Source organism: Caenimonas koreensis DSM 17982 (genome assembly GCF_009646335.1).
GTDB classification, from domain to species: domain Bacteria; phylum Pseudomonadota; class Gammaproteobacteria; order Burkholderiales; family Burkholderiaceae_C; genus Ramlibacter; species Ramlibacter koreensis.
In genome coordinates this window covers 174,971-199,937 of sequence record NZ_WJBU01000009.1, presented here as the reverse complement: position 1 = coordinate 199,937, position 24,967 = coordinate 174,971, and the positions used below count along the sequence as shown (strand labels likewise).

23 protein-coding genes are annotated in these 24,967 nt (G+C 63.7%); 7 read left to right on the top strand and 16 right to left on the bottom strand.

The window, feature by feature from the left end; genetic code table 11:
- Positions 1–2 precede the first annotated feature (2 nt).
- From GHT07_RS21310 to GHT07_RS10535, 4 genes are read left to right on the top strand one after another with little or no spacing between them, the layout of a single operon-like run.
- On the top strand, positions 3–1,325 hold the full coding sequence (locus GHT07_RS21310) for a hypothetical protein (protein ID WP_194792898.1): 1,323 nt from the start codon (positions 3–5) through the stop codon (positions 1,323–1,325).
- On the top strand, positions 1,322–2,560 hold the full coding sequence (locus GHT07_RS21735; protein WP_194792897.1) for a UDP-N-acetylglucosamine 2-epimerase: 1,239 nt from the start codon (positions 1,322–1,324) through the stop codon (positions 2,558–2,560). Before GHT07_RS21310 ends, GHT07_RS21735 begins: the two co-directional genes overlap by 4 nt.
- Positions 2,557–3,312 (top strand): class I SAM-dependent methyltransferase, encoded by a 756-nt coding sequence (locus tag GHT07_RS10540; RefSeq protein ID WP_153585029.1) that lies wholly within the window; start codon positions 2,557–2,559, stop codon positions 3,310–3,312. Before GHT07_RS21735 ends, GHT07_RS10540 begins: the two co-directional genes overlap by 4 nt.
- Positions 3,309–4,406: a hypothetical protein gene (locus GHT07_RS10535; RefSeq protein ID WP_153585028.1), complete on the top strand. Its 1,098-nt coding sequence runs from the start codon at positions 3,309–3,311 to the stop codon at positions 4,404–4,406. The genes GHT07_RS10540 and GHT07_RS10535 overlap by 4 nt, the downstream gene beginning before the upstream one ends.
- A 17-nt stretch (positions 4,407–4,423) precedes the next feature.
- Here the strand turns inward: GHT07_RS10535 and asnB are convergent, their stop codons facing one another.
- Genes asnB through GHT07_RS10515 form a run of 4 tightly spaced genes read right to left on the bottom strand, consistent with a single transcriptional unit; the run spans position 4,424 to position 9,043 of the window.
- On the bottom strand, positions 4,424–6,211 hold the full coding sequence (asnB, locus tag GHT07_RS10530) for an asparagine synthase (glutamine-hydrolyzing) (protein WP_153585027.1): 1,788 nt from the start codon (positions 6,209–6,211) through the stop codon (positions 4,424–4,426).
- Position 6,212: 1 nt separating this feature from the next.
- The gene (locus GHT07_RS10525) at positions 6,213–6,770 is read right to left on the bottom strand and encodes a sugar transferase (RefSeq protein WP_153585026.1); all 558 of its coding nucleotides are present in this window, start codon (positions 6,768–6,770) and stop codon (positions 6,213–6,215) included.
- Positions 6,767–7,570, bottom strand: a complete 804-nt coding sequence (locus GHT07_RS10520; protein ID WP_153585025.1) for an aldolase/citrate lyase family protein — start codon at positions 7,568–7,570, stop codon at positions 6,767–6,769. Before GHT07_RS10520 ends, GHT07_RS10525 begins: the two co-directional genes overlap by 4 nt.
- 12 nt (positions 7,571–7,582) lie before the next feature.
- Positions 7,583–9,043 (bottom strand): lipid II flippase MurJ, encoded by a 1,461-nt coding sequence (locus GHT07_RS10515; protein ID WP_153585024.1) that lies wholly within the window; start codon positions 9,041–9,043, stop codon positions 7,583–7,585.
- A gap of 58 nt (positions 9,044–9,101) precedes the next feature.
- On the opposite strand from GHT07_RS10515, the gene lysS reads away from it, so the two are divergent.
- From lysS to GHT07_RS10500, 3 genes are all read left to right on the top strand, one after another.
- Entirely contained in the window at positions 9,102–10,643 is a 1,542-nt protein-coding gene (gene lysS, locus GHT07_RS10510) for a lysine--tRNA ligase (RefSeq protein ID WP_153585023.1), read from the top strand.
- A gap of 9 nt (positions 10,644–10,652) precedes the next feature.
- Positions 10,653–11,939: an Hsp70 family protein gene (locus GHT07_RS10505; RefSeq protein WP_407646619.1), complete on the top strand. Its 1,287-nt coding sequence runs from the start codon at positions 10,653–10,655 to the stop codon at positions 11,937–11,939.
- 212 nt (positions 11,940–12,151) lie between these two features.
- Positions 12,152–13,303, top strand: a complete 1,152-nt coding sequence (locus tag GHT07_RS10500; protein ID WP_407646617.1) for an ABC transporter substrate-binding protein — start codon at positions 12,152–12,154, stop codon at positions 13,301–13,303.
- A gap of 72 nt (positions 13,304–13,375) precedes the next feature.
- Here GHT07_RS10500 and nagZ read toward each other — a convergent pair whose 3' ends face one another.
- The 12 genes from nagZ to GHT07_RS10440 form a co-directional block, all read right to left on the bottom strand.
- The gene (gene nagZ / locus GHT07_RS10495; RefSeq protein WP_153585022.1) at positions 13,376–14,455 is read right to left on the bottom strand and encodes a beta-N-acetylhexosaminidase; all 1,080 of its coding nucleotides are present in this window, start codon (positions 14,453–14,455) and stop codon (positions 13,376–13,378) included.
- 4 nt (positions 14,456–14,459) lie between these two features.
- The gene (gene acpS, locus GHT07_RS10490; RefSeq protein WP_153585021.1) at positions 14,460–14,852 is read right to left on the bottom strand and encodes a holo-ACP synthase; all 393 of its coding nucleotides are present in this window, start codon (positions 14,850–14,852) and stop codon (positions 14,460–14,462) included.
- Entirely contained in the window at positions 14,849–15,619 is a 771-nt protein-coding gene (locus GHT07_RS10485; protein ID WP_153585020.1) for a pyridoxine 5'-phosphate synthase, read from the bottom strand. Before GHT07_RS10485 ends, acpS begins: the two co-directional genes overlap by 4 nt.
- The gene (gene recO, locus GHT07_RS10480) at positions 15,616–16,362 is read right to left on the bottom strand and encodes a DNA repair protein RecO (RefSeq protein ID WP_153585019.1); all 747 of its coding nucleotides are present in this window, start codon (positions 16,360–16,362) and stop codon (positions 15,616–15,618) included. The genes GHT07_RS10485 and recO overlap by 4 nt, the downstream gene beginning before the upstream one ends.
- A gap of 51 nt (positions 16,363–16,413) precedes the next feature.
- Positions 16,414–17,373 (bottom strand): GTPase Era, encoded by a 960-nt coding sequence (era, locus tag GHT07_RS10475; protein ID WP_153585018.1) that lies wholly within the window; start codon positions 17,371–17,373, stop codon positions 16,414–16,416.
- Complete coding sequence (rnc, locus tag GHT07_RS10470; RefSeq protein ID WP_323740880.1) at positions 17,370–18,053, bottom strand: ribonuclease III; 684 nt, start codon at positions 18,051–18,053, stop codon at positions 17,370–17,372. Before rnc ends, era begins: the two co-directional genes overlap by 4 nt.
- A 34-nt stretch (positions 18,054–18,087) precedes the next feature.
- On the bottom strand, positions 18,088–18,453 hold the full coding sequence (locus GHT07_RS10465) for a DUF4845 domain-containing protein (protein WP_153585016.1): 366 nt from the start codon (positions 18,451–18,453) through the stop codon (positions 18,088–18,090).
- 25 nt (positions 18,454–18,478) lie between these two features.
- The gene (lepB, locus tag GHT07_RS10460) at positions 18,479–19,435 is read right to left on the bottom strand and encodes a signal peptidase I (RefSeq protein WP_153585015.1); all 957 of its coding nucleotides are present in this window, start codon (positions 19,433–19,435) and stop codon (positions 18,479–18,481) included.
- Entirely contained in the window at positions 19,436–21,247 is a 1,812-nt protein-coding gene (lepA, locus tag GHT07_RS10455) for a translation elongation factor 4 (RefSeq protein WP_153585014.1), read from the bottom strand.
- A gap of 513 nt (positions 21,248–21,760) precedes the next feature.
- The gene (locus GHT07_RS10450) at positions 21,761–23,245 is read right to left on the bottom strand and encodes a DegQ family serine endoprotease (protein ID WP_153585013.1); all 1,485 of its coding nucleotides are present in this window, start codon (positions 23,243–23,245) and stop codon (positions 21,761–21,763) included.
- A 53-nt stretch (positions 23,246–23,298) separates the two neighbouring features.
- Complete coding sequence (locus GHT07_RS10445; protein ID WP_153585012.1) at positions 23,299–24,345, bottom strand: MucB/RseB C-terminal domain-containing protein; 1,047 nt, start codon at positions 24,343–24,345, stop codon at positions 23,299–23,301.
- A 14-nt stretch (positions 24,346–24,359) separates the two neighbouring features.
- A complete protein-coding gene (locus GHT07_RS10440; RefSeq protein ID WP_228488280.1) occupies positions 24,360–24,947 on the bottom strand; it encodes a sigma-E factor negative regulatory protein in 588 nt (195 codons plus the stop codon).
- Positions 24,948–24,967: the final 20 nt, after the last annotated feature.

The window sequence follows — 24,967 nt, the reverse complement described above, 5'->3', positions numbered from 1 at the left end:
GAATGCCTGCACCTGTCTTGCAGATCGTCCATTGCATTGACACGGAAGGGCCGTTGCAAGAGCCGCTCGCTGCCACCTTCGAGCGGATCAAGTCCATCTTCGGCATCGATCTGCCGCCGTCTGCGCACACACTGCGCCAGCTCCAGCAACGCCAGATCGATCTTGGCGGGCTCGAAGCCGAAGTCGCGCAGGTCGTGCGGCCTGATCTGCTCGCCTACAACAACGACTGGGCCGCGATTGCGGCCATGCTCGATGACGCGATGAGCCCCGCCTTCCGCAACCAGATGCGCGACGACTTTGGCGCCGGCTGGGCCTACAGCTGGCACGTGATGGACCACGTGGGCTACGCAAGCAATCCGCGCAACAAGGCAATGGGCTACGGCGAAGTGTTCCGCTTCTACCGCGACGCCGTGCAGCGCGCGGGCCTTGGCGTCGATGAAATCAACTGGCACTTCCACCCGCTGTTCCCCGACGGCGATCCGCTGAAGGCCGCAACGTCTTACACCAACACCTACGCGCAGCTCAACCAGATCCTCGCGCGCAGGCTCATTGATGAAGGCTGGTTTCCTGTGGCCAACCGGCCCGGCTTTCACAGTGAGCGGCCGGACAGCCATGCTTTCCTGGAGCAGTGGATTCCGTTCGACTACGCCAACCAGTCGTTCGAGGAAGAGTCCGGCCAGCGCGACTTGCGCGGCGGCCGCTTCGGCGACTGGCGGCGCGCACCCTTGGAGTGGACGGGTTATCGCCCGTCGCACCGCGACTACCAGCGGCCCGGCGAGATGAACCGCCGCATCTTTCGCTGCCTGAATGTCGGCACGCGCTTTCGCGAGCTGCGGCAAGAACACGTCGATCAGGCGTTTGCACAGGCGACGAGCACCGGCAGCGCGATCCTTGCGTTTGCCGATCACGACTACCGCGACATTCGCCCCGACGTGCAGCGCGTGCGCGAACTGGTGAGCAACGCCCGTGGCAGGCACGGCGCTGTGCAGATCAAGTTCAACGGCGCAGTCGCTGCTGCGCGCGAGCATCTCGCAGCAACCGGCCAAGCGCCGGCGCAACCACCGCTGCAACTGGCGATGTCGTTCGACGATTCGATCCTGAGCGTGCGCTGCACCGCCGGCCAATGTTTCGGCCCGCAGCCGTTCCTGGCCTACAAGACGCGCGCTGGCCACTACATCCACGACAACTTCGATGTGCAGACGCCCGAGGAGCATTGGACCTATGTGTTCGATGCGCAGACGGTTCCGCTGGACCAGGTGGAGTCCATTGCGGTCGGCAGCGCCGGGATAGATGGCAGCGTGGCCGTGGTGAGGCACCGCTTGTGAAGCGTGTGCTGGTGGTGAGCTACGGCGGTGCGCACGTGGCCGCGGCGCTGCCTCTTTACGCTGCATTGCGCGACGCAGGTATCGAGCCTGTGATGCTCGGCCTGACGACTGCTGCCGATGTGCTGCGCCGCCACGGCATTGCCGGCACGCGCTTTCTGGATCACGTGGATATCACTGACCCGCATGTCCGACGCTGGGGCGACTACCTCTGCCAGTTCCATCATCGCGATGGCATTGGCATCTCGCGGGAAGAGTCGGTGGCTTATCTCGGCGCGAGCCTGGCTGAGCTGGTCGGTGAGGTGGGCGAAGAAGAGGCGCTGCGACGGTACGCTGCGCAGGGGCTGAATGCACTGCTGCCTGTGAAGACGCTGCAGCGCATCATCAAAGCTGAGCGCATCGACGGCGTGATCGCCACCGATTCTCCCCGTGCGGAACGTGCTGCGCTCAATGCAGCGGCGCTGCTCGGGCTGCCGTCCGTCTGCCTGCTCACGAGCTTTCCGCATATTGGCCTGCACTACCTCCAGCGCAGCGACAACGGCGCGGTGATGTGCGTGCTGAATGAGCGCATCAAGGCGCAGCTGGTCGCGGCGGGTCGCGCGGGCGATTCAGTGCGCGTCACAGGCAATCCGGCCTTCGATGCGCTCGTCACGCCAGACGCAGATACCCGACGCGCTTCGCTGCGCAGCGAAGCACGGCTGGCACCCGGCGACTGGGCTGTGCTCTGGGCCGAGCAGCCCGAGCCGGACAACCCCGGCCTGCCGGTCGAGATGCGCGAACGCTTGGCTGACATCTGCGCCCGTCGCGGCTGGAAACTCATCGTGCGGCTCCATCCCTCCAGCCAGGCCGCCACACAGGCCGTGCTCGCAGAAGGCGTGCTGCTCAGCCCGCGTACGGAGAGCGTGCGCGACGCATTGCTGAAGTGCGACGCCGTCGTCACCTTCACATCGACCATCGGTTTCGAAGCGCTCGTGCTCGACAAACCCGTCGTGGTCGCAACCGTGTCGCAGTACAGCCACTACGTCGACTACCGCGAAGACGATGGCGTGGCGCTGGCCGCCTCGCTTGATGGCGTCGAAACAGCGCTCGCCTCTTTCCACGACAACGACGCGCATGCACAGCAGCTCACGCGCGCACGCCGCGCCATGCCCCGTGGCGGCCATGCGGCTCGCGCAGTGGTCGATGCGCTGGCCGGCCAGAGTGCAACGGCCGCATCGGGGACAATCGACGCCTCATGAACGAATCCGGCAGCAGCACCCCCCAAATCGACCTGCATAAGCGGGGCGACGCCTACCTGGCCACGTCTTACAGCCAGGAGAACCGGCCACTGAGCCCCTACGTGAAGCGCATGTCCAAACACCTGCACGACACGGTGTTTGGTGGGCGGCTGGGCAAGCTGCTCGACATCGGCTGCGGCCGCGGCGACCAGATGCGCGCGTTTGCGGAACTGGGCCTGGAATGCAGCGGCACCGATATCGCCAACAGCGCGACGCAGCTGGCGAGTGGTTTCGACGTGCGCGTCGCCAATCTCGAAACTGATCCACCGCCGTTTCCCGCTGAGAGCTTTGACTTCGTTTACAGCAAGTCCGTGATCGAGCACATGCGCCACCCCGACCGCTTTCTCGATACGGCCCTGCACTCGCTCAAGCCGGGCGGCACGGCGTGCATCCTCACACCGAGCTGGTTTCACACCTACCGCATCTTCTACATGGAGTACACGCACGTCACGCCGTTCACCATCGAGTCGCTGAAAACGGCGATGACGATGGCGGGCTTCGTCGATGTGGAAGTGCGCTATTTCTACCAGCTGCCCTTCCTGTGGCGCATGCCGGGGCTGATGCCGCTCATCAAAGTGCTGGGCTCGCTCGTTGGCATGCTGGGCCTGCCCTACCGGCCACTGCGCAACGTGCCGTGGCCAACGGAGATGAACAACGTCATCCGCTTTTCGCACGACGTGATGCTGCTGGGCACAGGCCGCCGCGCGCCATGACGACGATCCGCATCGCGGACCTGAACCCGGCGGGTCACACGTCGTTTTCGTTTTACGACTTCCTGCCCGGAAGCGGGTTTGCCGTTGAAGGCGCACCCGCAGCAATGGCAGCACCTGCCGCCACGAGTCGCCTGCTGGCCGCTGACCTGCTCACGGTGAGCGACGAGGCGCTGGACAGCTACGCGGCGCTGCTCCTCACGCACGGTCATCGCCTCAAACCCACCGCCGATATGGAGCGCCTGGCCGGCGCGACGGCACACGGCTTTGCGGCACTGATTGGCAATGACGCCATGCGGCCACGGCGCATGCGCCTCACGCGCACCAGCCTGATGCTGCGCGTGATCCTCGATCGCACGCAGGACACATCGAGCGTCATCGCCGAATCAACGCTTGCATCGAAGAGCCCGTGGGACTTGCTGGGCGACTGGGCAGTGACTTGCGACGACGACAACGTGCGCAGGCTCAAAGGCAATACCGTCACATGGAGCCGCCGCCTGGGCCTGCCGACGCAGCTCGACTTGCTGGGTGATGCGCTGTGGGTCGGCTCGCATTACAGCGCCGGCGGCTATGTCATCAGCAAGCTCACTGCCAAATCGCCGCACGTCGAAATCGTCACGCACGACGCGCCGCTGGTGCTGGCGTTCGACTTCAACGGCGCACGCTATGCGCTCGATGCGAATGGCGCACTGTTCGATGTTGATGGCACCGCTATCGGCATGAAGCTGCTGCAGCTCGCAGGCAAGGTTCATCGGGCGCGCGTGATTGGCAACATGCTTTACGCGTTCGACTGGGGGCAAGCTGGCATCGGCTTCGCCATCGAGCTCGACACGCTGGCAATCACCGTGTTCTCGACTGGCCCGGTGACCGTCTGCAACGATGTGTGCGGTGACGAAAACGCGCTCTACGCCATCTGCAAACTGCAGGGCCGTGTGTTCAAGATGGCGCGCGGATCAAAGCACGTTGCCACCCGCCTCGGTGCAGGCGTCCAGCGCGGCCAGCTGCTCGACCCGATCATGATCCGGCGCAATGCCGACGGCACGCTCAACGTGCTGAACTGGTTCTCGTCGAAGCTGGTGCGGATGCAGGCGTTCTAGCGCGCTGCGACAACGCGTTACTCGAACGGTTTCGCCCACAGCGCCAGCGCGGCCAGCGCGCGCAACTCACGTGTGAAATTCGCAGTGCCTGCGCGGTGCTGTTCGAGCATGCCCGTCACCACATCGGCCTTGAACAGCTTCGCCAGCAGCCCACTGCCTTCCAGCGTGGAGTTCAACCACGCATAGCTGCTGCTGCGAAACCACTCGCCCACCGGCACGGTGAACATCTGCTTCTTGCGATACGCCAAGTCGTGGCCGATCATCGGCGCCACGGCCTTCTTGTACCAATGCTTCTTGTCACCGGCATGCAGCTTCGTATCGCCACCGGAGCGGAAGGCCAGCTCCATCATTCGCCAGTCGAGAAAGGGCGTGCGCGCTTCAATCGACACGGCCATGCCCATTCGGTCAGGCTTGACGAGGTTGTTGCCAGACAGGAGCAACTGCATGTCGAGGTATAGCGCCTGGTTGAGCCTGCCGTGGTGCGCCGACTCATCGAACCAGCGGCTCGCCGCGGCGTCAAAACTGTCGATGGATGAGAGGTGCTTGGCAACGCTGTCTTGATAGAGCGCGAGCTTGGCCTGCGGTGTGAAGAGCGAGATCGAATCGAAAAAGCTGCGGCGAAACGTGTTGTCATCGAGCGCGTCAATGCCATCGCGGCCGAAGAACTCTGAGTATTTGTCGTAGCCCGCAAAGAGCTCGTCGCCACCGTCGCCGGTCAACACCACCTTCACGTGCTTCGCCGCCAGCTCACTCACGCGCAATGTCGGCATGAACGACGCATCGCCGTGCGGCTGGTCAAGGTGATACAGCACGTGCGGCCAGCGCTCGAGCATGTTCAGCTCGGCGACTTCCATGGTGTGCTCGCAGCCGAAACGGCGCGCGGCTTCAGCGGCGAATTCCGACTCGTCAAAGCGTGGGTCGGCAAAGCCAATGCAGAACGTCTTGACGGGGCTTTGCACGTGCCGCGCCATCAGGCCGACGATGGTGCTCGAATCGACACCGCCCGAAAGGAAGGCACCCCACGGCACGTCTGCACGCAGGCGGATGCGCGTGGCGTCGTCGAGGATGGACATGAACTCTTCAGCCCACGCGTTGAACTCGTAGTGCTGCTCGCGCTGCAGTGACAAGTCCCACCAGCGATGCGTTTCCACACCGGTGCGCGTGAACTTCATCCACGTGCCGGGCATGACGTGCTTCACACCTTGCCAGATGGTCCACGGCGCGGGAATGTAGTTGAACGTCAGGTAGTGGTGCACGGCTTCGAGATCAATCGCGTCGAGGCCGTTGCGCGCCGAGGTCCACGGCAGCATCGCCTTCAGCTCGGACGCGAACACCACGCGCTCGCCGTCGTCGGCCACGTACAGCGGCTTGACGCCGATGCGGTCGCGCACGAGGTACATCGCGTCTTGACGCGCGTCGTCGATCGCGATCGCGAACATGCCGTTGAGTTTGGCCAGGCCCGCGATGCCTTCGTGCTCGTAGAGCCGCAGGATGACTTCCGTATCGGAGTGCGTGCGCAGCTCGATGCCGCGCGCGCGCATGTCGGCTGCGAGCTCGATGTAGTTGAAGATTTCGCCGTTCTGCACGACCGCGACCTGGCCGTCGTCGGACACCATCGGCTGGTGGCCGCCGCCAATGTCGATGATCGACAGGCGGCGGTTGCCAATGGCCACGCCACGCGCGGGCTGGCTCCAGATGCCTTCGTCGTCCGGCCCGCGGTGCGCGAGCCTTTGAGCCATCGCTTCGAGCGCATCGGCAGGCAATGCGCGGCGCGCGCGGTCCCAGTAGCCGAAGATGCCGCACATGCTAGTTGGCTCCTTTGCCTGTGAGGCGGGCTATGGTCCAGATGACGATCTGCAAATCAAGCCGCAGCGAATGCTCGCGCGCATATAGCAGGTCGAGCGCCAGCCGCTGCTCCTGTGTGCCTTCCGAGCGCACTTTCGCCTGCGCGAGCCCGGTGATGCCGGGTCGAACGGAGCATCGCAAGTGCCAGTCGGCATCGCTGTACAACGCGCGCTGCGCCGGCACATCAGGCCGTGGCCCGACCAAGCTCATGTCGCCCTTGATCACGTTGAGCAACTGCGGCAGCTCGTCGATGCTTGTGCGGCGCAGCACGCGGCCAAAGGCAGTGATTCGGGGGTCGTTGTCCTGCGTCTGGTAGGAGCCCAGCGCCGCTGCGTTCTTCACCATGCTGCGAAACTTGTACATCGCGAATTCGCGGCCGCCGAGGCCGATGCGCGTCTGGCGGAACAGCACGGGAAAGCCGGACTCGAGCACGATGGCCACCACCGCGAACAGCAGGATCGGCCACAGCAGGATCAACACGGCCAGCGCAACGACGAAATCAATCAATCGCTTCATCATGCGGCGCCCATGCTGTCGGCAATGGTGTCGATGATTGCGGCGATGCGCACGCGGTCAGCCTCGATCTCAGCGGGTGTGCGCCGCGCAAGCTGCGCCTCTGCGGCGCGCAGCTTTGCAACTTCCTGCTCGAAGCTGCCGCCTTCGCCGGGACGATGAAAGGTGCGCGAGAGGATCACGGCGTCAGAGCCCAGGCGCAAATGCTCGGCGAGCACGTCGCGGCCGGGCAAGTGGCCCTCATCGAGCCGCGCAATGCCGCCAAAGCCGAAGCGCAACCCATGTCCTTTCGCGGTGGCGGCCACGCGATCAACCATGCCGCGCGCCAGCGGCTCGAACATGAAGCGGCAGCCCAGCGACAAGTGCAGGTCGTTCAGGCCGACGAACACTTCCGCCAGCCCCGGCGTAGCGACCCAGTTCTCGATGCAGGCCAGCGCGTCTGCCGTTTCAAGCAGCGTGACGACAGGCGCGCGGCCGCCAACGATGTCGATGAAAGTGCGCACGTCGTCGGCGGTGCGGAACATCGGCAGCATGAGCATGTCGGCGCCTTCGCCCAGCACCGCCTCGACTTCTTCGCTGGTGCCGTCGTGCAGCGGATTGACGCGCACCATCAACGGCGAGCGGCGCAGCACGGATTTGATGCGGCCCACGTCCTGCAGCGAATGGGCGCTGATGAAGGTGTTGCGGCCGGCCTGCCGCTCAGCCTTGCCCATGCGTTCCAGGTCCACGAACAGGCGAAAGCCGCCGAGGTCGTCGCAGCGCTGCGCGAACGCTGCATCGTTCGTGATCTGGAAAAGTTCAAGCATGGGGAGCGGGGATTATCGCGTGAGGGCAGCACGCAAGTCGCTGCTGGCCCACCACGACACCGCCAACACGAACGCGGCTGCAGCCGCTGCGGCGGCCAGACCGGCGAACAGTGATGCCGGCTGCAAGCCCTGCGCTGCGGCGAGCGCCACTGCAAGCAGCGCCACCAGCGCCACGGCCATCGTGCGCCATGGCATCCACGCGCGGGACTGCGCGCCCATCGCAGCCACGGCGCAGACGGCGACGACGCACAGCAAGCCGTTCAGCACGACCATGAGCCGCGCTCCGTCGCCAAGGCCCGCTGCGCCCGCTGCGAGTAGCGCGACCAGGGCCACGGCATACGCAGCAACAGCGCCTTTCATCTGCGCGCGCGCAGCAAGCACCGTGAGCGCCACGGCAATCACCGCTTGCGGCAGCAACCCCCACGCGCCGATGGCGCCCCATTGCGCGATATGGCCCAGCGCTGCTGCGTCCATGCGGCCCCAGCCGAACAGCAGTTGCGCCAAAGCAGGCGAGCCGACGAGCAAGCCCGCAGCTGCAGCGCAAGCCAGCACCCACGCGAGTGCGAGCGCCATGCGGACCGCAGCCGCGCTCGCCTGCGTGTCGCCAGCCGCCATGGCCGTGGCGATGCGCGGGAACGCGAGTGTCGCCACCAGCTGGATCGCCAGGACCAGCGGCAGCTCAACGAGCTTCCACGCGTAGTTGAAAGTAGCCAGCGCGCCCTCGCCGCCGTGCGAGGCGAGCGAGCGGGCCGCGAACGGCAGCGCGAGCGGCAGGCCCGCGGAGAGTGCCGCCCACAGCCAGATTGGCGGGGCGGGCAATGCGGCGTTGGGCCCCTCGACATTGGCAGCGGGAGCTGCGCCCGACGGTGCGCGCCACCGCAACCACGCGAGCCGCGCCAGCATCGCGCCGAGCAAGCCCGCACCAAGCAGCCAGATCGAATCGGCGGGTGCGAGTGAAGCCGCGAGCACGATAGTCGCGATGAGCACGACATTGACGACGAGGTTCGCCCCATACATGCCGGTGAAATCGCGCTCGTGCTGCAGGCGCGTCGCCCACAACGAAGCCAGTAGCGCGGCGGGCAAGGCCAGCGCGCTCCAGATCAGGCCCTGAGCCGCCGCAGGCAGTTGCGCAGCTGGCAGTCCGCCAGCCAGCCACTGCGCTGCCGGAGCACGCAGCAACACCAGCAACACCGCCATCACGCCACCGGCAACCACCAGGCCCGTCGCCACGCGCCGCTGGGTCGCCGCCACATGCGCTGCGCCCTGCCCGGCCCATGCGGGCACCAGCACGTAAGCCAGCGCGCCGCTGGCGAGAAAGCCAGCCAGCCAGTCCGGCAGCGTCAACATCAGCACGACCACATCGGCGAGCCCCGACGCGCCAAATGCTGCCGCCTGCGCCGATTCGCGCAGCAAGCCAAGCAGCCGGCTGGCCAGCAGCAGGGCCAGGGACAGGGCACCGGCTTTGAGGAACATGGCGGGGATTATCGAGTGGGCCCGGCAGCAGCCCGTGAAAAACTAGAATGGAGGGCTTATGTCTGACCAGAACACCCCTTCCGCACCCGCCACGCCGCCTGTCGACGAGAACCAGCTCATCGCCGAGCGCCGCGAAAAACTCAAGGGCCTGCGCGAGGCCCAGGTGGCCGGCAAGGGCGTCGCTTTTCCCAATGACTTCAAGCCGTCGCACCGCTCAGCGCCCCTGCTGGCCGAGCACGACGCAAAAACTCCCGAAGCACTCGAAGCAGCAGCGATTCCCGCCAGCGTGGCCGGCCGCATGATGCTCAAGCGCGTGATGGGCAAGGCGAGTTTCGCAACGATCCAGGACGCCACGGGCCGCTTCCAGCTGTACATCCAGCGCGACGCGGTGGGTGAAGACGTTTACGCCGCGTTCAAGCACTGGGACTTGGGCGACATCATTGCCGCAGAGGGCAAGCTGTTCAAGACGCGCACGGGTGAGCTGTCGCTGCACGTCACCACGCTTCGCCTGCTCACCAAGAACCTGCGCCCCATGCCGGACAAGTTCCACGGCGTGGCCGACCAGGAAGTGAAGTACCGCCAGCGCTACATCGACTTGATGATGGACGAAGAGGCGCGCAAGCGCTTCGTCGCGCGCAGCAAGGCCGTGAGCGCCATTCGCGAATTCATGGTGTCGCACGGCTTCCTCGAAGTCGAAACGCCGATGCTCCACCCCATTCCCGGTGGCGCAAATGCCAAGCCGTTCGTCACGCACCACAACGCGCTTGACCAGCCGATGTATCTGCGCATTGCGCCCGAGCTGTACCTCAAGCGGCTGCTCGTCGGCGGCTTCGAGCGCGTGTTCGAGATCAACCGCAACTTCCGCAACGAAGGCATCTCGGTTCGCCACAACCCCGAATTCACGATGATGGAGTTCTATGCGGCGTACTGGAACTACCAGGACTTGATGGACTTCACCGAGGCGCTCGTGCGCGACGCTGCGATGAAAGCGCGCGGCACGCTGCACCTGTCGTACAGCGGCAAGCCGGTTGACCTGGAAAAGCCGTTCGCGCGGCTCACCATTCGCGAAGCCATCATCAAGCACACCGACGCAGGCGCCAACGTGGACGACCGCGAGTGGCTGACCAGCGCGCTTCGCAAGCTCGGCATGAATGAAGAGAAGAACAAGCTGGCCGCACGTTCGCTGGCGAGCCTGCAGGTGCTCTTCTTCGAAGAAACCGTGGAAGAAAAGCTCTGGGAGCCGACCTTCATCATGGAGCACCCGACGGAGATTTCTCCGCTCGCGCGTGCCAACGACGCGCGTCCTGAAGTGACGGAACGGTTCGAGCTGTACGTCACGGGCCGTGAATTCGGCAACGGCTTCTCGGAGCTGAACGACGCTGAAGACCAGGCCGCCCGCTTCAATGCGCAAGTCAGCGCAAAAGATTCTGGCGACGACGAAGCAATGTTCTTCGACCACGACTTTGTCCGTGCGCTCGAATACGGCATGCCACCTGCTGGCGGCTGCGGCATCGGCATCGACCGCCTGATGATGTTGCTGACGGACAGCCCCAGCATTCGCGACGTGATCCTCTTCCCCGCCCTGCGCCACGAAGGCTGAGCGGCTGTGGTGGACGTGCGCGCCGACACGCTCGGCATTGACTTCGGCACGTCCAATTCGGCGGTGGCCTGCGTGGGTGCGGACGGCATTGCGCGTCTGGTGCCGCTGGAAGGCACTGAGATCAACATTCCCACGGCCGTGTTCTTCAACGCAGAAGAACGCAGCATTCACTTTGGCCGCGAGGCAATCGCGCTTTATCTAGCAGGTGTCGATGGGCGGCTGATGCGCTCGCTCAAGAGCCTGTTGGGCAGCAGCCTGTTGCATGAGCAAACGCGCGTGCCCGAAGGCATGGTGAGCTTCCAGGACGTGATCTCGCGCTTCATCCGCGAGATTGTGTTGCGTGCCAACAGGCAGCGCGGCGTCGAAGTGCGGCGCGCAGTGATCGGCCGGCCCGTTCACTTCGTGGACGACGCTCCTCAGCGCGACAAGCAGGCGCAGGCGGCGCTGCAAAAGGCCGCAGCGGCTGCAGGGCTGGTAGAGATTTCATTCGAGCTGGAGCCGATTGCCGCGGCTTTCGACTACGAGATGCGGCTGGCCAAAGAGTCTGTCGTGCTGATCGTCGATATCGGCGGCGGCACCTCTGACTTCACCGTGGTGCGGCTCGGCCCCGAGCGGGCGCGGCACACAGATCGCGCCAGCGATGTGCTGGCGACCAGCGGCGTGCATATCGGCGGCACGGACTACGACCGCAAGCTCAGCCTCGAGCGGGTGATGCCGCTCTTCGGCTTGCGTCATATCGGCCCGCTCGGGCGTGAGGTGCCGAACTCGGTGTTCTTCGATCTCTCGACGTGGCACTTGATCAACTGGCTCTACGCGCCCAAATCGCTGCGCCAGATGGAAGACTTGCGCACCAGCTATTCGGACAAGCGCTTGCACGACCGGCTGATGACGGTGTTGAACGAGCGGCTGGGTCACCGGCTCGCCAGTGAAGTTGAGCAGGCGAAGATCGCGAATTCAATATCGGACGATGGCGCGCGTGTCGATCTCTCGCGTGTAGAGCCAGGCCTGTTCGCTGCGTTCGATTCGCATGACATGGGCCGCGATCTCGATGGCCTGCTGCAGCAAGTCGTGCAGTGCGGACTGGAGTGCGTGCGCAGTGCGGGCCTGGCGCATGGTCAGCTCGACGCGATCTATCTTACCGGCGGGTCATCAGCACTGCGGCCATTCCAGACGGCGTTGCAGCAGGGCTTTGCGGGTGTGACGCTGGTGGAAGGCGACTTGTTCGGTGGCGTGGCATCGGGGCTGGCTTATGCAGGCCAGCGGCGGGAATTGAAAGCTGTTATCAGCGCACGCTGACTGCAGGCGCATCTTCAAGGCACTGCGTCTGCCGGACACTGGCGCACCGCATTGCACTTTAGAAATATTGCTTGTACCAAAGTTCCAAATCTGGACACTATACGAATCGCCTTCACGAGGTTTTGTGGACATTTGTATAGCTGCCTATGGCCGTTGCCAAGCCTAGATTGAAACCACCCGGCGCCGCCGGCCAATTCAATCTGGAGGTGATCATGCAGCGTTCTGGAGACAAGCAATCTTCGTTCAAGACATCCCGCAAATGGACCCCTGTTTTCTTGCTTTGCGCATTGATGTTCACGGCGGCGCCACAAGCCTTTGCGCAGATTCTCATCGGGCAAACGGCGGGCTTCACCGGCCCAGTCGCGGCAGGCGTGAAGGAAACGCTCGACGGCGCGAAGCTCTACATCGACAAGGTGAACCAGTCCGGGGGCATCCGCGGCAAGACGATCGAGCTCGTTTCGCTCGACGACAGCTTCGACCCGAACAAGGCAGCCGAAAACGGCCGTGTGCTCATCGAGGAGCGCGGCGTTGTGGCGTTGTTTCTCACGCGAGGCACGCCGCACACCGAGGCAATCATCCCCCTGCTTAACAAGCACAAGGTGCCGCTTGTCGCCCCTTCGACGGGCGCTATGGTGTTACACGAACCCGTGCAGCGCCATGTCTTCAATGTTCGCTCAACGTACCAGCGCGAAGCGCAAAAGGCAGTCGAGCAGTTGACTTCCATCGGCATGCAGCGCGTGGCGATCGTCCATGCGGACGACTCATTCGGGCGCGACGCGCTCGAGGGTGCCAACAAGGGCTTCGAGTCGGCGCGGCTCAAGCCCGTGGTCGTCATCAAGGCAGACCGCTCCAAGCCTGACTTCGGTGCGATCGTGTCAGGCATCGTCGAGTCGGGGGCCCAGGCGGTTCTCTGGTTCGCCTCCGGCAATTCGGTCGCCGACGGCATTCACAAGCTTCGCGCCGCAGGCTCTTCTGCCCGAGTCATCACGCTTTCCAACAATGCGTCGTCTGGTTTCATCAAGAGCCTGGCGGGCAATTCGCAGGGCGTGATGGTGACGCAGGTGTTTCCTTATGAGCGCTCCATGAGCACGCGTTTCGTTGTCGAGGCGCTCGCGCTGTCGCACTCGAAGGGCCTGGAGGTGTCGCCCGCGATGCTGGAAGGCTTCGCAGCCGCCAAGGTTCTGGTCGAGGCTTTGCAACGCGCGGCGCCCCGGCACACACGCGAGCGCATCCAGGCGGCGCTGGAGTCGATGAAGAAGTTCGACCTGGGTGGCATGGATCTCAGCTTCAGCGCCACCGACCACACCGGCCTGAATTTCGTGGACCTGTCGATCATTGGCGATCACGGCAAGTTCAGGCGATAGCGTTCAGCGTTCACGCTGGTCAATTCGACCCGCGCTGAACAAGGGGGCACCGCCCCTCGCTCTCCCGCCAGGTCAAGCAGGCAGCAACGTCAGCGCCTGAATGTAATCGGGGCTTGTCATCAGGTCATCCCACGCGAGCGGCTGGCCCACTGGCAGCAACGCAAGGCGCCGCGCGTCACTTGCCGGCCTTGCACGCCACGCACCTTTCAATTGCGCAGCGGCCAGGCCGGCAATGAGTTCATCGACGGGCTTGCCCTCGCCCACCGACTGGTTGCACAGCAGCACCATGTCGCAGCCCGCATTCAGGGCGGCGACTGCTGCGTCGGTGTAGCTCACTTCGCGTCCATCGATCAGCCGTGCGCCCGCCATGCTCAAGTCGTCGCTGAAGATCGCGCCGCCGAAGCCGAGCTGCGCACGCAGGATGTCGTCGAGCCATTTGCTTGAAAAGCCTGCTGGCCGCGCATCGACCTTGGGGTAAATCACGTGAGCGGGCATCACGCTCGACAAGCTCGTGCTCAAGCCGCCGTAGGGCACGGCATCGTCTTTCAGGATCGCCGTGAGCGAGCGGTTGTCAATGGGGATGTCGGTGTGCGAATCGGCCTTGACGAACCCATGCCCCGGAAAGTGCTTGCCGCAGTTGGCCATGCCCGCGCGCAGCAAGCCGTGCATCAGGCTCTTGGCGAGCAGCGTGACGATGCGCGCGTCGCCATGAAAGGCGCGGTCGCCGATCACGCCGCTGGCGCCCCAGTCGAGGTCGAGCACGGGCGTGAAGCTCAAGTCAACACCACAGGCACGCAGCTCGGCGCCCAGCACATAACCTGCGGCTGTGGCGGCATTGGTCGCCATCAACGCGCTTGTGCCTTTGCCGCCGTCGCGCATCCACAGCTCGCCCAGCGAGCGCATCGGCGGCAGGTGCGTGAAGCCATCCGTGCGAAAGCGCTGCACGCGCCCGCCTTCGTGATCCACGCAAATCAGCAGGTCTTCGCGCAGTGACTTGATTTCAGCCGTGAGCGCGGTGAGTTGCCGGCGGTCTTTCCAGTTGCGGGCGAACAGGATCATGCCGCCGACGAGCGGATGCATCAGGCGCTTGCGGTCGGCGGCCGTCAGTTCAAGGCCGGCGATATCGATGATGAGAGGTGCGTGTGAGGTCATGAATTCAGTTTTTTTCGACCACGACGAAGCTCGCCGCGTAGTCAGTCTCGTCGGTCACGGTGACGTGTGCGGTGAGGCCCTGGGCGTCGAACCATTCTTTCAGCACGCCATGCAGCACCACGTAGGGCTTGCCGCCGGGTGCATTGGCGATCTCGCACAGGCGCCATGTCATCGGCATGCGCATGCCCATACCGATTGCCTTGCTGAATGCTTCCTTGGCCGAAAAGCGCGTGGCCAGATAGCGCACACCGCGCTCGGGCCAGCGGGCACTGCGGGCTTTCCACACGCGGATTTCACCCTCGGACAACACCTTCTGCACGAAGCGCTCGCCGCGCTTGTCGAACGACTCGCGGATGCGGCGCACATCGCAGATGTCCGTGCCAATGCCGTAGATCATGGCGCGGTGGGGAAGGCCTTGTCGATGCAGGCCAGGTACGCCTTGACGGCGGCGATATAGCCAAGCTCCAGTGCGTCTGAAATCAGTGCGTGGCCGATCGACACCTCCTGCACTTGAGGCGCCGCCTTGAGGAAGGCCGAGAGGTTGTCGAGATTCAGGTCGTGGCCTGCGTTAACGCCCAGGCCCGCGGCGTCGGCGGCACGCGCGGCATCGGCGAAGTCCTGCAACACCTTGTCCTGCGAGGGCGTGCCAAAGGCCGAGGCGAAGCTCTCGGTGTACAGCTCGACACGATCAGCGCCCACGTCCTTGGCGCCCTGCATGGCTTGCGCGACGGGGTCCATGAACAGGCTCACGCGCACGCCAAGCGACTGCGCTTCCACGATCAGCGGGCGCAGGCGCTGTGCGTCTGCAGCGAGGTCCCAGCCGTGGTCGCTGGTGAACTGGCCTTCACTGTCGGGCACGAAGGTGCACTGGTGCGGCCGCAGTTCGCGAATGAACGGCATGAGGTTCTGGAACGGGTTGCCTTCGATGTTGAACTCGGCTTGCGGCCAGCTCTTCTTGAGCATCGCGGCCAGCTCGTACACATCGTCACTGCGGATGTGGCGCGCATCGGGCCGCGGGTGAACGGTGATGCCGCGCGCGCCCGCCTGCAGGCAGAGCGTGGCGGCTGTCGTGAGGCTGGGGATGCCCAGGTGGCGAGTGTTTCGCACCAGGGCAACCTTGTTGAGGTTGACGGAAAGCGCGGTTTTGTGGGTGTGCGATGTCATAGCGCCTGCAGGTCGATCATGAGCTGGCGGGTGCGCAGCTGGGACACACCGCAATGGTAGTTCAGCATGGCGCGCAGCTGCGGCTTGAGCTCTGCCATGAAGCCCGCTGCCTGCTGCAGCGTGGCGTTGAAAGGTGCTTCGTCATCCAGCGCGCGTTGCAGTGATTCCCACTGCGCGCCTGTGAGGCTTGCGCGCGTGTCGTCGCTGCGGCTTTCGACAACGCCTGCTTCGGGCAACAGCGAATAGCGCGTGTGCGCGCCCAGCGGCGCAAGTGTTGATGTCTGCTGGTCAAGCGCGGGCAACAGGCCGATGTCGCGCAGCAGCAGCAGCTCGAACGAACGCAGCGCGGGTTCGAGCGCTTCGCCGTGTTCGCAGGCCAGCACGCTCACGGTGGCGGCGTAGCTGTCGAACAGGCTCGGGTGCGGATCGTCGCGCGCGAGCAGGCGCAGCACGAGCTCGTTCATGTAATAGCCGGAGAGCAGCGCGTCCCCCGTGGGCATGACGTGGCCACCCACCCATTCGGCACCTTTGAGCGTGCGGATTTCTCCCTCACCACCGAAGGCCACACGCAGCGGCTGCAACGGCAACAGCACGGGCCGGAAGTTGGAGCTGGGCCGCTTGGCGCCTTTGGCGACGAGCGCAATGCGCCCATAGCGGCGCGTGAACACTTCAAGAATGAGGCTCGACTCGCTCCAGTCGTAGCGATGGATGACGAAACCGGGCTCGTCGGCGATGCGTTTCATCGCAAAGTCAGGGGCAGAGCAGCCGCGCAGCGGCAAACGTGGGGGCTGGCTTCATTCGTATCCGAAGCTGCGCACGCGCGCTTCGTCGTCTGCCCAGCCGGAGCGCACCTTGACCCAGATCTCCAGGAAGACCTTGCAGTCCATCAGCTTCTCGAGCTCCTGGCGTGACTCCATGCCGATGCGCTTGAGGCGCTCGCCCTTGTCGCCGATCACCATGGCCTTGTGGCTGTCACGCTCCACCACGATGGTGGCCGCGATGCGCACCATGCGCTTGTGCTTCGGGCTGGGCTCTTCCTCGAATTTCTCGACGATGACGGTGGAGGTATAGGGCAGCTCGTCGCCGGTGAAGCGGAAGAGTTTTTCACGAACGGTTTCGCTCGCCAGAAACTTCTCGCTGCGGTCCGTGAGTTCGTCTTCTGCGTACATCCACGGTTGCTCGGGCAGGTACTTTGCGCAGATGCCGAACAGGCGCTCGATGTCTTTCGAATTTTTCGCCGACATCGGCACTATTTCGGCGAAGTCGTGGCGGCCGCCCATCTCCCCGAGCCACGGCGCAACGTCGCCGCGGCGATTGAGCTCGTCGAGCTTGTTGGCCAGCAGGATGATCGGGATGCCGGGCTTGAGCAGCTCAAGCACCTTGGCGTCGGCGCTGTTGAACTTGCCGGCCTCGACGACGAACAGCACAAGATCGACATCGCCCACGGTGCCCAGCACCGTCTTGTTCAGCGAGCGGTTGAGCGCCGTGCCGTGGCGCGTCTGGAAACCGGGCGTGTCTGCGAACACGAATTGAGTTGCACCGACGGTGCGGATGCCCGTGATGCGATGGCGCGTGGTCTGCGCCTTGCGCGAGGTAATGCTGATCTTCTGGCCGACCAGTGCATTGAGCAGTGTGGACTTGCCGACGTTGGGTTTGCCGACGATGGCAATCAGGCCGCAGCGTTGCGGTCCGGCAGGCGTTGCCGCTGCGGGATCGCCGGGCGTGGTGGTGTCGGCTGGAATAGGTTCGGTCATTTGCCGCGGGCTTTCAGTTTCATGAGCATGGCGGCTGCTGCAGCCTGTTCGCCTGCGCGGCGCGACGCGCCGATGCCGCGCTCGACGGCCTGCAGTTCAGCGATTTCGCACTCGACTTCGAAGGTCTGCTTGTGGGCAGCGCCGAGCGTAGCGGCAACGCGGTAGAGCGGCAGTTTCATCTTGCGGCCCTGCAGCCATTCCTGCAGCTCGGTCTTGGGGTCCTTGGAGGCTGCCGCCATCGCAGGATTGATTTCGGCGTCCTTGAAGAGGCGGTGCACCAACGCTTCAGCCACGGTATAGCCGGCATCGAGGTGCACGGCACCGATCACCGCTTCGAGTGCATCCGCGAGGATGGAGGGCCTCTTGCTTCCGCCCGAGCGCGACTCGCCCTCGCCCAGACGCAACACATCCGGCAGGCCGAGCGCCACTGACAGATGGTGAAGCGAGTCTTGCCTGACCAGGCTCGCCCGCATGCGGGACAGCTCGCCCTCGGGCAGGTTGGCGAGTCTTTCGAACAGCAGCGAGGAGACGGCGAGGTTGAGAACGGAGTCGCCGAGGAATTCAAGCCGCTCGTTGTGGTCAGCCGAAAAACTGCGATGCGTCAGCGCGCGGACCAGCAGCGACTGGTCGGCAAATTGATGCTGCAAGCGCGCTTGCAGGGCGACAAGCTGGCCATTCACGTGAGGGCTGTGCGCGCGCAGCTTGTCATGGGTGTCACTTGGCCGTCGACTGGCCTTGCCCTTCGTACTTCAGCAGCAGGAAGGCGGGGCCGAACATGTGGATTTCGCGCGAGTATGCGTACTTCACGATGATCTGGTCGTTGACTTTGGTGATGTCGAGGTCCTTGCCGGTCACTGACTTGATGTCGTCGACCTGGGCGGCCTTGTCGAAGCTCTTGCGGATCTCGATCACGGTGCCTTCCTGCGCCGACTTCGTCACAGCCTTCTGGATCGCCTGGTATTCAATGACGGTCGGGAACGCCTGCGCGCCCAGCACACCGAGGCAGGCGAGCACGCCCACCACGAAAAGCAGCCCCACGAAGGAGATGCCGGCTTGTCTAGTCTTGAGTCCACGTGTCATGTCACATCCTCGAGCGAAGAGATTTCTATTGGAATGAGCCGATGCGCTTGAAGCTGCCGAAGTTCATCCAGATGAAGAACGCCTTACCCACGATGTTGCGGTCAGGAACGAACCCCCAGTAGCGCGAGTCCAGCGAATTATCGCGGTTGTCGCCCATCATGAAGTAGTGGCCTTCAGGCACTTTGCAAACCACCCCCTCCACACTGTAACGGCAAAGGTCACGCTGGGGAAAGTTCTCTGCGCCCGGAATGAAGGCGGGGCGGTTGTCGTCATTGAGGATGCGATGGCGCCTGTCGCCGAGCAACTCCTCGAACTGCTTGAAATAGGCCGTCGAATCTTCGTCGAAGAAAGCGGGCAGCTCCTGCTTCGAGACTTCCTTGCCGTTGATCGTAAGCCGCTTGTTCAGGTAGGCGACCTCGTCGCCAGGCAGGCCCACAACGCGCTTGATGTAGTCGAGGCTGGGCTTGGGCGGATAGCGGAACACCATCACATCGCCGCGCTGGGGCGCAGTGCCTTCAGTCAGCTTGGTGTTGAGTACCGGCAAGCGCAGCCCGTAAGTGAATTTGTTGACCAGGATCAGGTCGCCCACCAGCAGCGTCGGGATCATGGAGCCTGACGGGATCTTGAAGGGCTCGAACAGGAACGAACGCAGCACGAACACCGCGATGATCACGGGGAACAGGCCTGCGGTCCAGTCGAGCCACCACGGCTGCTGCATCTGGCGCTGCACGACAAGATCGCGCGCAGCTGGCGTGACTTCACCGCCGCGGGCGAGCTGCTCGCGCTCCCAGTCCTGCGCGACCTGCGTCGCGATCTGGCGCCGGCGCGGCAGGAAGACCATGCGTTCAGCCAGCCAGTACAACCCGGTGACGACTGTGGCCAGGAACAGCAGCAGCGCGAAGTTGCCTTCGACGACACCGAAGTACCACGCACCAGCGTAGCCCACGAACGCCGCGAGAACGGCAGCAGTGATGAATTGCATTTAGTCTTCCACCTGCAGGATCGCCAGGAATGCTTCCTGCGGGACTTCCACGGAGCCAATCTGCTTCATGCGTTTCTTGCCTGCCTTTTGTTTCTCGAGGAGCTTGCGCTTGCGGCTGATGTCACCGCCGTAGCATTTTGCCAGCACGTTCTTGCGCAACGCCTTGATCGTTTCACGCGCGATGATGTTCGCGCCGATGGCCGCCTGAATGGCGACGTCGAACATCTGGCGGCTGATGATCTCGCGCATCTTGCCGACGACGGCACGGCCACGGTAGGCCGACTGCGAGCGATGCACGATGATCGACAATGCATCGACCTTCTCGCCGTTGAGCAGGATGTCGACCTTCACGACATCGGACGCGCGGAACTCCTTGAAGGTGTAGTCCATCGACGCATAGCCGCGGCTGACGGACTTCAGCTTGTCGAAGAAGTCCAGCACGATCTCGCCAAGCGGCAGCTCGTAAGTCAGCATGACCTGCTTGCCGTGATACGCCATGTTCAGCTGCACGCCGCGCTTCTGGTTGGCCAGCGTCATGACGGGGCCGACGTATTCCTGCGGCATATACAGATGCACGGTGACGATCGGCTCGCGGATTTCCTGGATGCGGCCCTGGTCCGGAATCTTGGAGGGGTTCTCGACCATCACGATCTCGCCGCCCGGCATCACGACCTGGTACACGACGCTTGGCGCCGTGGTGATCAGGTCCTGGTCGAATTCGCGCTCAAGCCGCTCCTGCACGATCTCCATGTGCAGCAAGCCGAGGAAGCCGCAGCGAAAGCCGAAGCCCAGCGCCTGACTAACTTCCGGCTCGTAGTGCAGCGACGCATCGTTGAGCTTGAGTTTTTCGAGCGCGTCGCGCAGCGAGTCGTATTGGTTGGCTTCGGTCGGGTACAGGCCCGCAAACACCTGCGGCTGGATTTCCTTGAAGCCCGGAAGCGCTTCAGTGGCCGTCGCCGACGCGCCGCCCGTGCCGGCCTTGATCAGCGTGATGGTGTCGCCGACCTTGGCAGCCTGCAGTTCCTTGATGCCGGCAATGATGAAACCCACCTCGCCCGCTTCCAGCGACTGCCGCACTTCGCTGGACGGCGTGAACACGCCCAGGTTGTCGGCGTTGTACATCGCGCCGGTTGCCATCATCTTGATGCGCTCGCCCTTGACCAGCCGGCCATCGACGACGCGCACGAGCATCACGACGCCGACATAGGTGTCGAACCAGCTGTCGATGATCATTGCGCGCAGCGGGCCGTCCGGGTTGCCGCGCGGCGCGGGAATGCGCGAGACCACGGCTTCCAGAATTTCGTCGATGCCCATGCCGGTCTTGGCGGAGCACGGAATGGCATTCGACGCGTCGATCCCGATCACTTCTTCGACTTCGGCCTTCGCGTTTTCAGGATCAGCCTGCGGCAAGTCCATCTTGTTCAGGACCGGAACGACTTCAACGCCGAGGTCCAGAGCGGTGTAGCAGTTGGCAACCGTCTGGGCCTCAACGCCCTGGCTCGCATCGACAACGAGCAACGCGCCTTCGCATGCGGACAACGATCGCGAGACTTCATACGAGAAGTCAACGTGACCCGGTGTGTCGATCAGATTGAGGTTGTAGACCCGTCCATCGCGTGCTGTGTAGCGCAGCGCAGCGGTCTGCGCCTTGATGGTTATCCCACGCTCGCGTTCAAGATCCATCGAGTCGAGTACTTGCTCTTCCATCTCGCGATCGGAGAGTCCTCCGCAACGCTGGATCAAGCGATCGGCGAGCGTCGATTTGCCGTGATCGATGTGCGCGATGATCGAAAAGTTTCTGATGTGATTCATCAACGGGAACGCTTAAGTGATTGAATTCAAAAGGCACGGGACAAAGAAAAAAGGGCGCGTCGAGTGGTGACGCGCCCTAAACCAACAATCTATGGCAACTGCGATAGTTGGAGCTTCATTGTAGGCAAAAAGCCCCGAACGTACAGAGACCGGCAAGCCCACAAGGGCTCGTTGCAGACCGGCAACATCAATGTTATTCACAACTTATCAACAAAATTGGGGGATGGAGTTTGGGAAAACGTGTGGGTGATCTGTGGATCGGCTATAAAGCCGCCCTGAATGTCCCGCATGGTGGACTGCGGACCTTTCGATATGCCGCAAACCGTCGCTCCTGAGCTCTGATTCTATCCAAAAAGGTTGCTAGCCCATTTATAAGTTAGCGCGCGCAAACCGATTTTCCATTGCTGAGCAGGTCGAAAAAATTTGGCCGCGCCCGTCTTTTTTTGGTCACCGCCTGAAAAAAGCCCCAAACCCTAGTCGGGTGTTGGGGCCTTCTGATCACCTGGACCTGACTTATCGGCTGGGTCGGATCAGCACATAGCTGGCCAGATCGCCGCGCCGCAGCAAAACGGGAACCGGCTTGGTCTTGTCGATCTTCGCGGCGGCGGCGTCGAACTCCTTCACGCTCGCCACTTCGGTATTGCCAATCGCGACGATCACGTCGCCCTCGCGAATGCCGGCGCGTGCGGCGCCATCCGTCACTGCATCCACCTTCACGCCGCCCTTGACCTTCAGTTCTTTCTTCTGGTCGGCGGTGAGCTCGCTCACGGTGAGCCCGATGGATTGCGCGGCCGGCGATCCCTTGGATTTTTCTTCCTTGGCGGCCGGCGCCTTCGCGACCTTCTCGGGTTCGATCTCGGCGATCGTCACGGTGAGATCTTTCGAGCCGCCGCGGCGGAAGACCGTCACGGTGCTGCGCGTCCCCGGCTTGGTGTTGCCGACAACGCGCGGCAGGTCAGTGGCTTTGTCGATCACCGTGCCGTTGAACTTGGTGATGATGTCGCCAGCCTCCACGCCGGCCTTGTCGGCAGGCGAGCCGCTCTCGACGCTGCGCACGAGTGCGCCTTGCGGGCGGCCCAGACCGATCGACTCGGCGACGTCCTTGGTGACCTGGTCGATCTGCACGCCGATGCGCCCGCGTGACACGCGGCCCGACGAGCGCAGCTGGTCGCTCACACGGATGGCCTCGTCGATCGGGATTGCAAACGAGATGCCCATGAAGCCGCCGGAGCGCGAATAGATCTGGCTGTTGATGCCGACCACTTCACCGCGCATGTTGATTAGCGGGCCGCCGGAGTTGCCGGGGTTGATGGCCACGTCGGTCTGGATGAACGGCAGGTAGTCACCCGTGTCGCGCTGCTTGGCGCTGACGATGCCGGCGGTGACGCTGTTGTCGAGGCCGAATGGCGAGCCGATCGCCATGACCCATTCACCGACGCGCAGGCGGTTCACGTCGCCGATTTTCACGGCAGGAAAACCGCTGCCTTCGATCTTCACGACGGCCACGTCACTGCGTTTGTCGAAGCCGATGATCCGGGCCTTAAATTCGCGCTTGTCCTTGTCGGGCAGGGTGACGATTACCTCGTCGGCGCCTTCGACGACGTGGGCGTTGGTCATCACATAGCCGTCAGACGTGAGGATGAAACCAGAGCCGACACCGCGCGGCTGCGACTGCTCTTCATCCGGGGCCGGACGATTGGGGCGAGGTGTCTGCCCACGCGGCACATTGGGCATGGGCTGGCCAAAAAAGCGCCGGAAGAATTCCTGCATTTCTTCATCCATGCCGCCCGGCAGGCCCGACGCGCTGGTGCGGACCTTCTCGATCGTGCGGATGTTCACCACCGAAGGCCCGACCTGCTCGACGAGATCCGTGAAGTCCGGCAAGGTGCGCGACTGCGCGACGACGGGCTTGGCCGGGATGAGGGCTACGGTGGTCGTCACCGCCAGTGCGGCGACGACGGCATAGGCCCGAACTTTTTTCCATTCAATCTGGAACATGTCGACCTTTCAATGAACAGGGATTCGAAGGGGATCCGTGGGGATTTGGGGGCTTACTTGCGCCGCTCAAGGCTTTGCGCGAACGCGCGCAGCGTCTGGGGCGGGACCTCGCCCACTGCGGTGAGCCACCAGTCCTGCAAGTGGTGGGTGAGCGTGTGCGTCGCGCCGCTGGCGAAGATGCCTTCCTGCGTGTGGCGGCGCGCGTCGAAATTCTCGACAAAGAGCGACACCGCCGCCAGGCCGTCTGAAAAAATCCAGTGCATCGCGCCCTCGGAAGGCGAGCCAGCCGCGCCTCCCGGGCGCTTGTAGCAGTTGATCGGCTTGAAGCCCGCCACTGCGGCGCGAAGCTGCCAGCCCTCTTTGTCGGCGGTGGTCTTCAAAGCCTCGGCACGCTCGATGCGCCAGCCGTCAGTGGCCGACATCATCTGGTTCAGCTTGTCCAGGCGCACGGGCGCGTCGAGCTGGAGTTCGGAAAATGCGGCCTGCTCGAGCACCGCGCCATCGCTGTCGACGGTTTGCAGCTTCACGACAAGGCCGGACTTGCGCTCGCTCCAGATGCGATAGCCGTAGCGCAGGTTGTCTTTGGGAAGCAGCTGGACGACGTCGGTAAAAAAGCCGGCAACCCGGTCATGCCCGATACGGCGTGCGCTGTAGAAATCAGGGATGGAGCTGTCGGTGGACTTGAGCAGGTTCGGGAACAGGCCGAGCGACTCCCGCTTTTCGGTGCGCACGACATGATGCTCGGGCAGGAAAGTCACCACCTCATCGTTGCGGCGGAAAGTGGACCGAGGCGCACCCGTCAGGGATTCGACGCGTTCGATCTGCTGGTCGCCCTCGCACGCATGCCAGATGCGCGCGCTTGACATCGCCCCGTTGTTGGACGACACGACGAACGTCCCGATGTAGCTGCGCACGCGGGATGCTTCATGCATGCGCACCAGCCATTCACTGACCGAGCGTTCAGGCCCACTGGACACTGCCGGGGGCGGCATGTAGCCGGGTCCGCCCTGGGGCAGCGGCTGCACCTGCGCCTGCGCGGCACTCAGCCCGCACAGCCAGACTGCCGCTGCAAGCGTGTTCGTCCTGCGAAATGTCTGCATGGGTCGGTCACCGCCTAGCGGCTCGCCCCTTCGAAGGTGGCGTTGCGGATAAATCCGGCTGGCATTTGCAGCGCAGTCGCGCCACCGAGCTCGCGATGGGCCGCCAGGAATTCGTCCAGACGCGGATCGCGCATCATCGCGCCGCGTTCACTACCCGCCAGCACAGTGCCGGCAGGCGGCTGGGCCGCGGCCAGTTGCGGTTGCGCATTCGAGCCGGGCTGGACACTGGCCACCGTCCAGCCGATAGCCGCAACGGCCGCAAGCGATGCAAAGCCGGCCACCAGCTTCCAGCGAAAGCTCGAGTCGTTGGCAGCGTCGCTCGCAACGACAGCGCCAGTGATCACCTGAACCTGTTCGCTCGCGCGCACCGGCGCCTGTTCCAGGCGAAGCCGTTCATGCAAGCGGCTCATGAAGGCATCGGGCACTGCGGCATTGGAGCAGTCGCCCGAGCGAAGCACATCGCCGATCAGATGGTAGGTGTGCCAGGTCTGGCGTGCAGCTTCATTGCCCGCGACCAGCTCGACGCCATGAGCAAACTCGTCGCCGCTCAACTGACCGTCTGCCAGCGCCGAGACGATCTCGGTGATTTTCTGATCCTGCATGTTGTCCATCATCTCTTGCC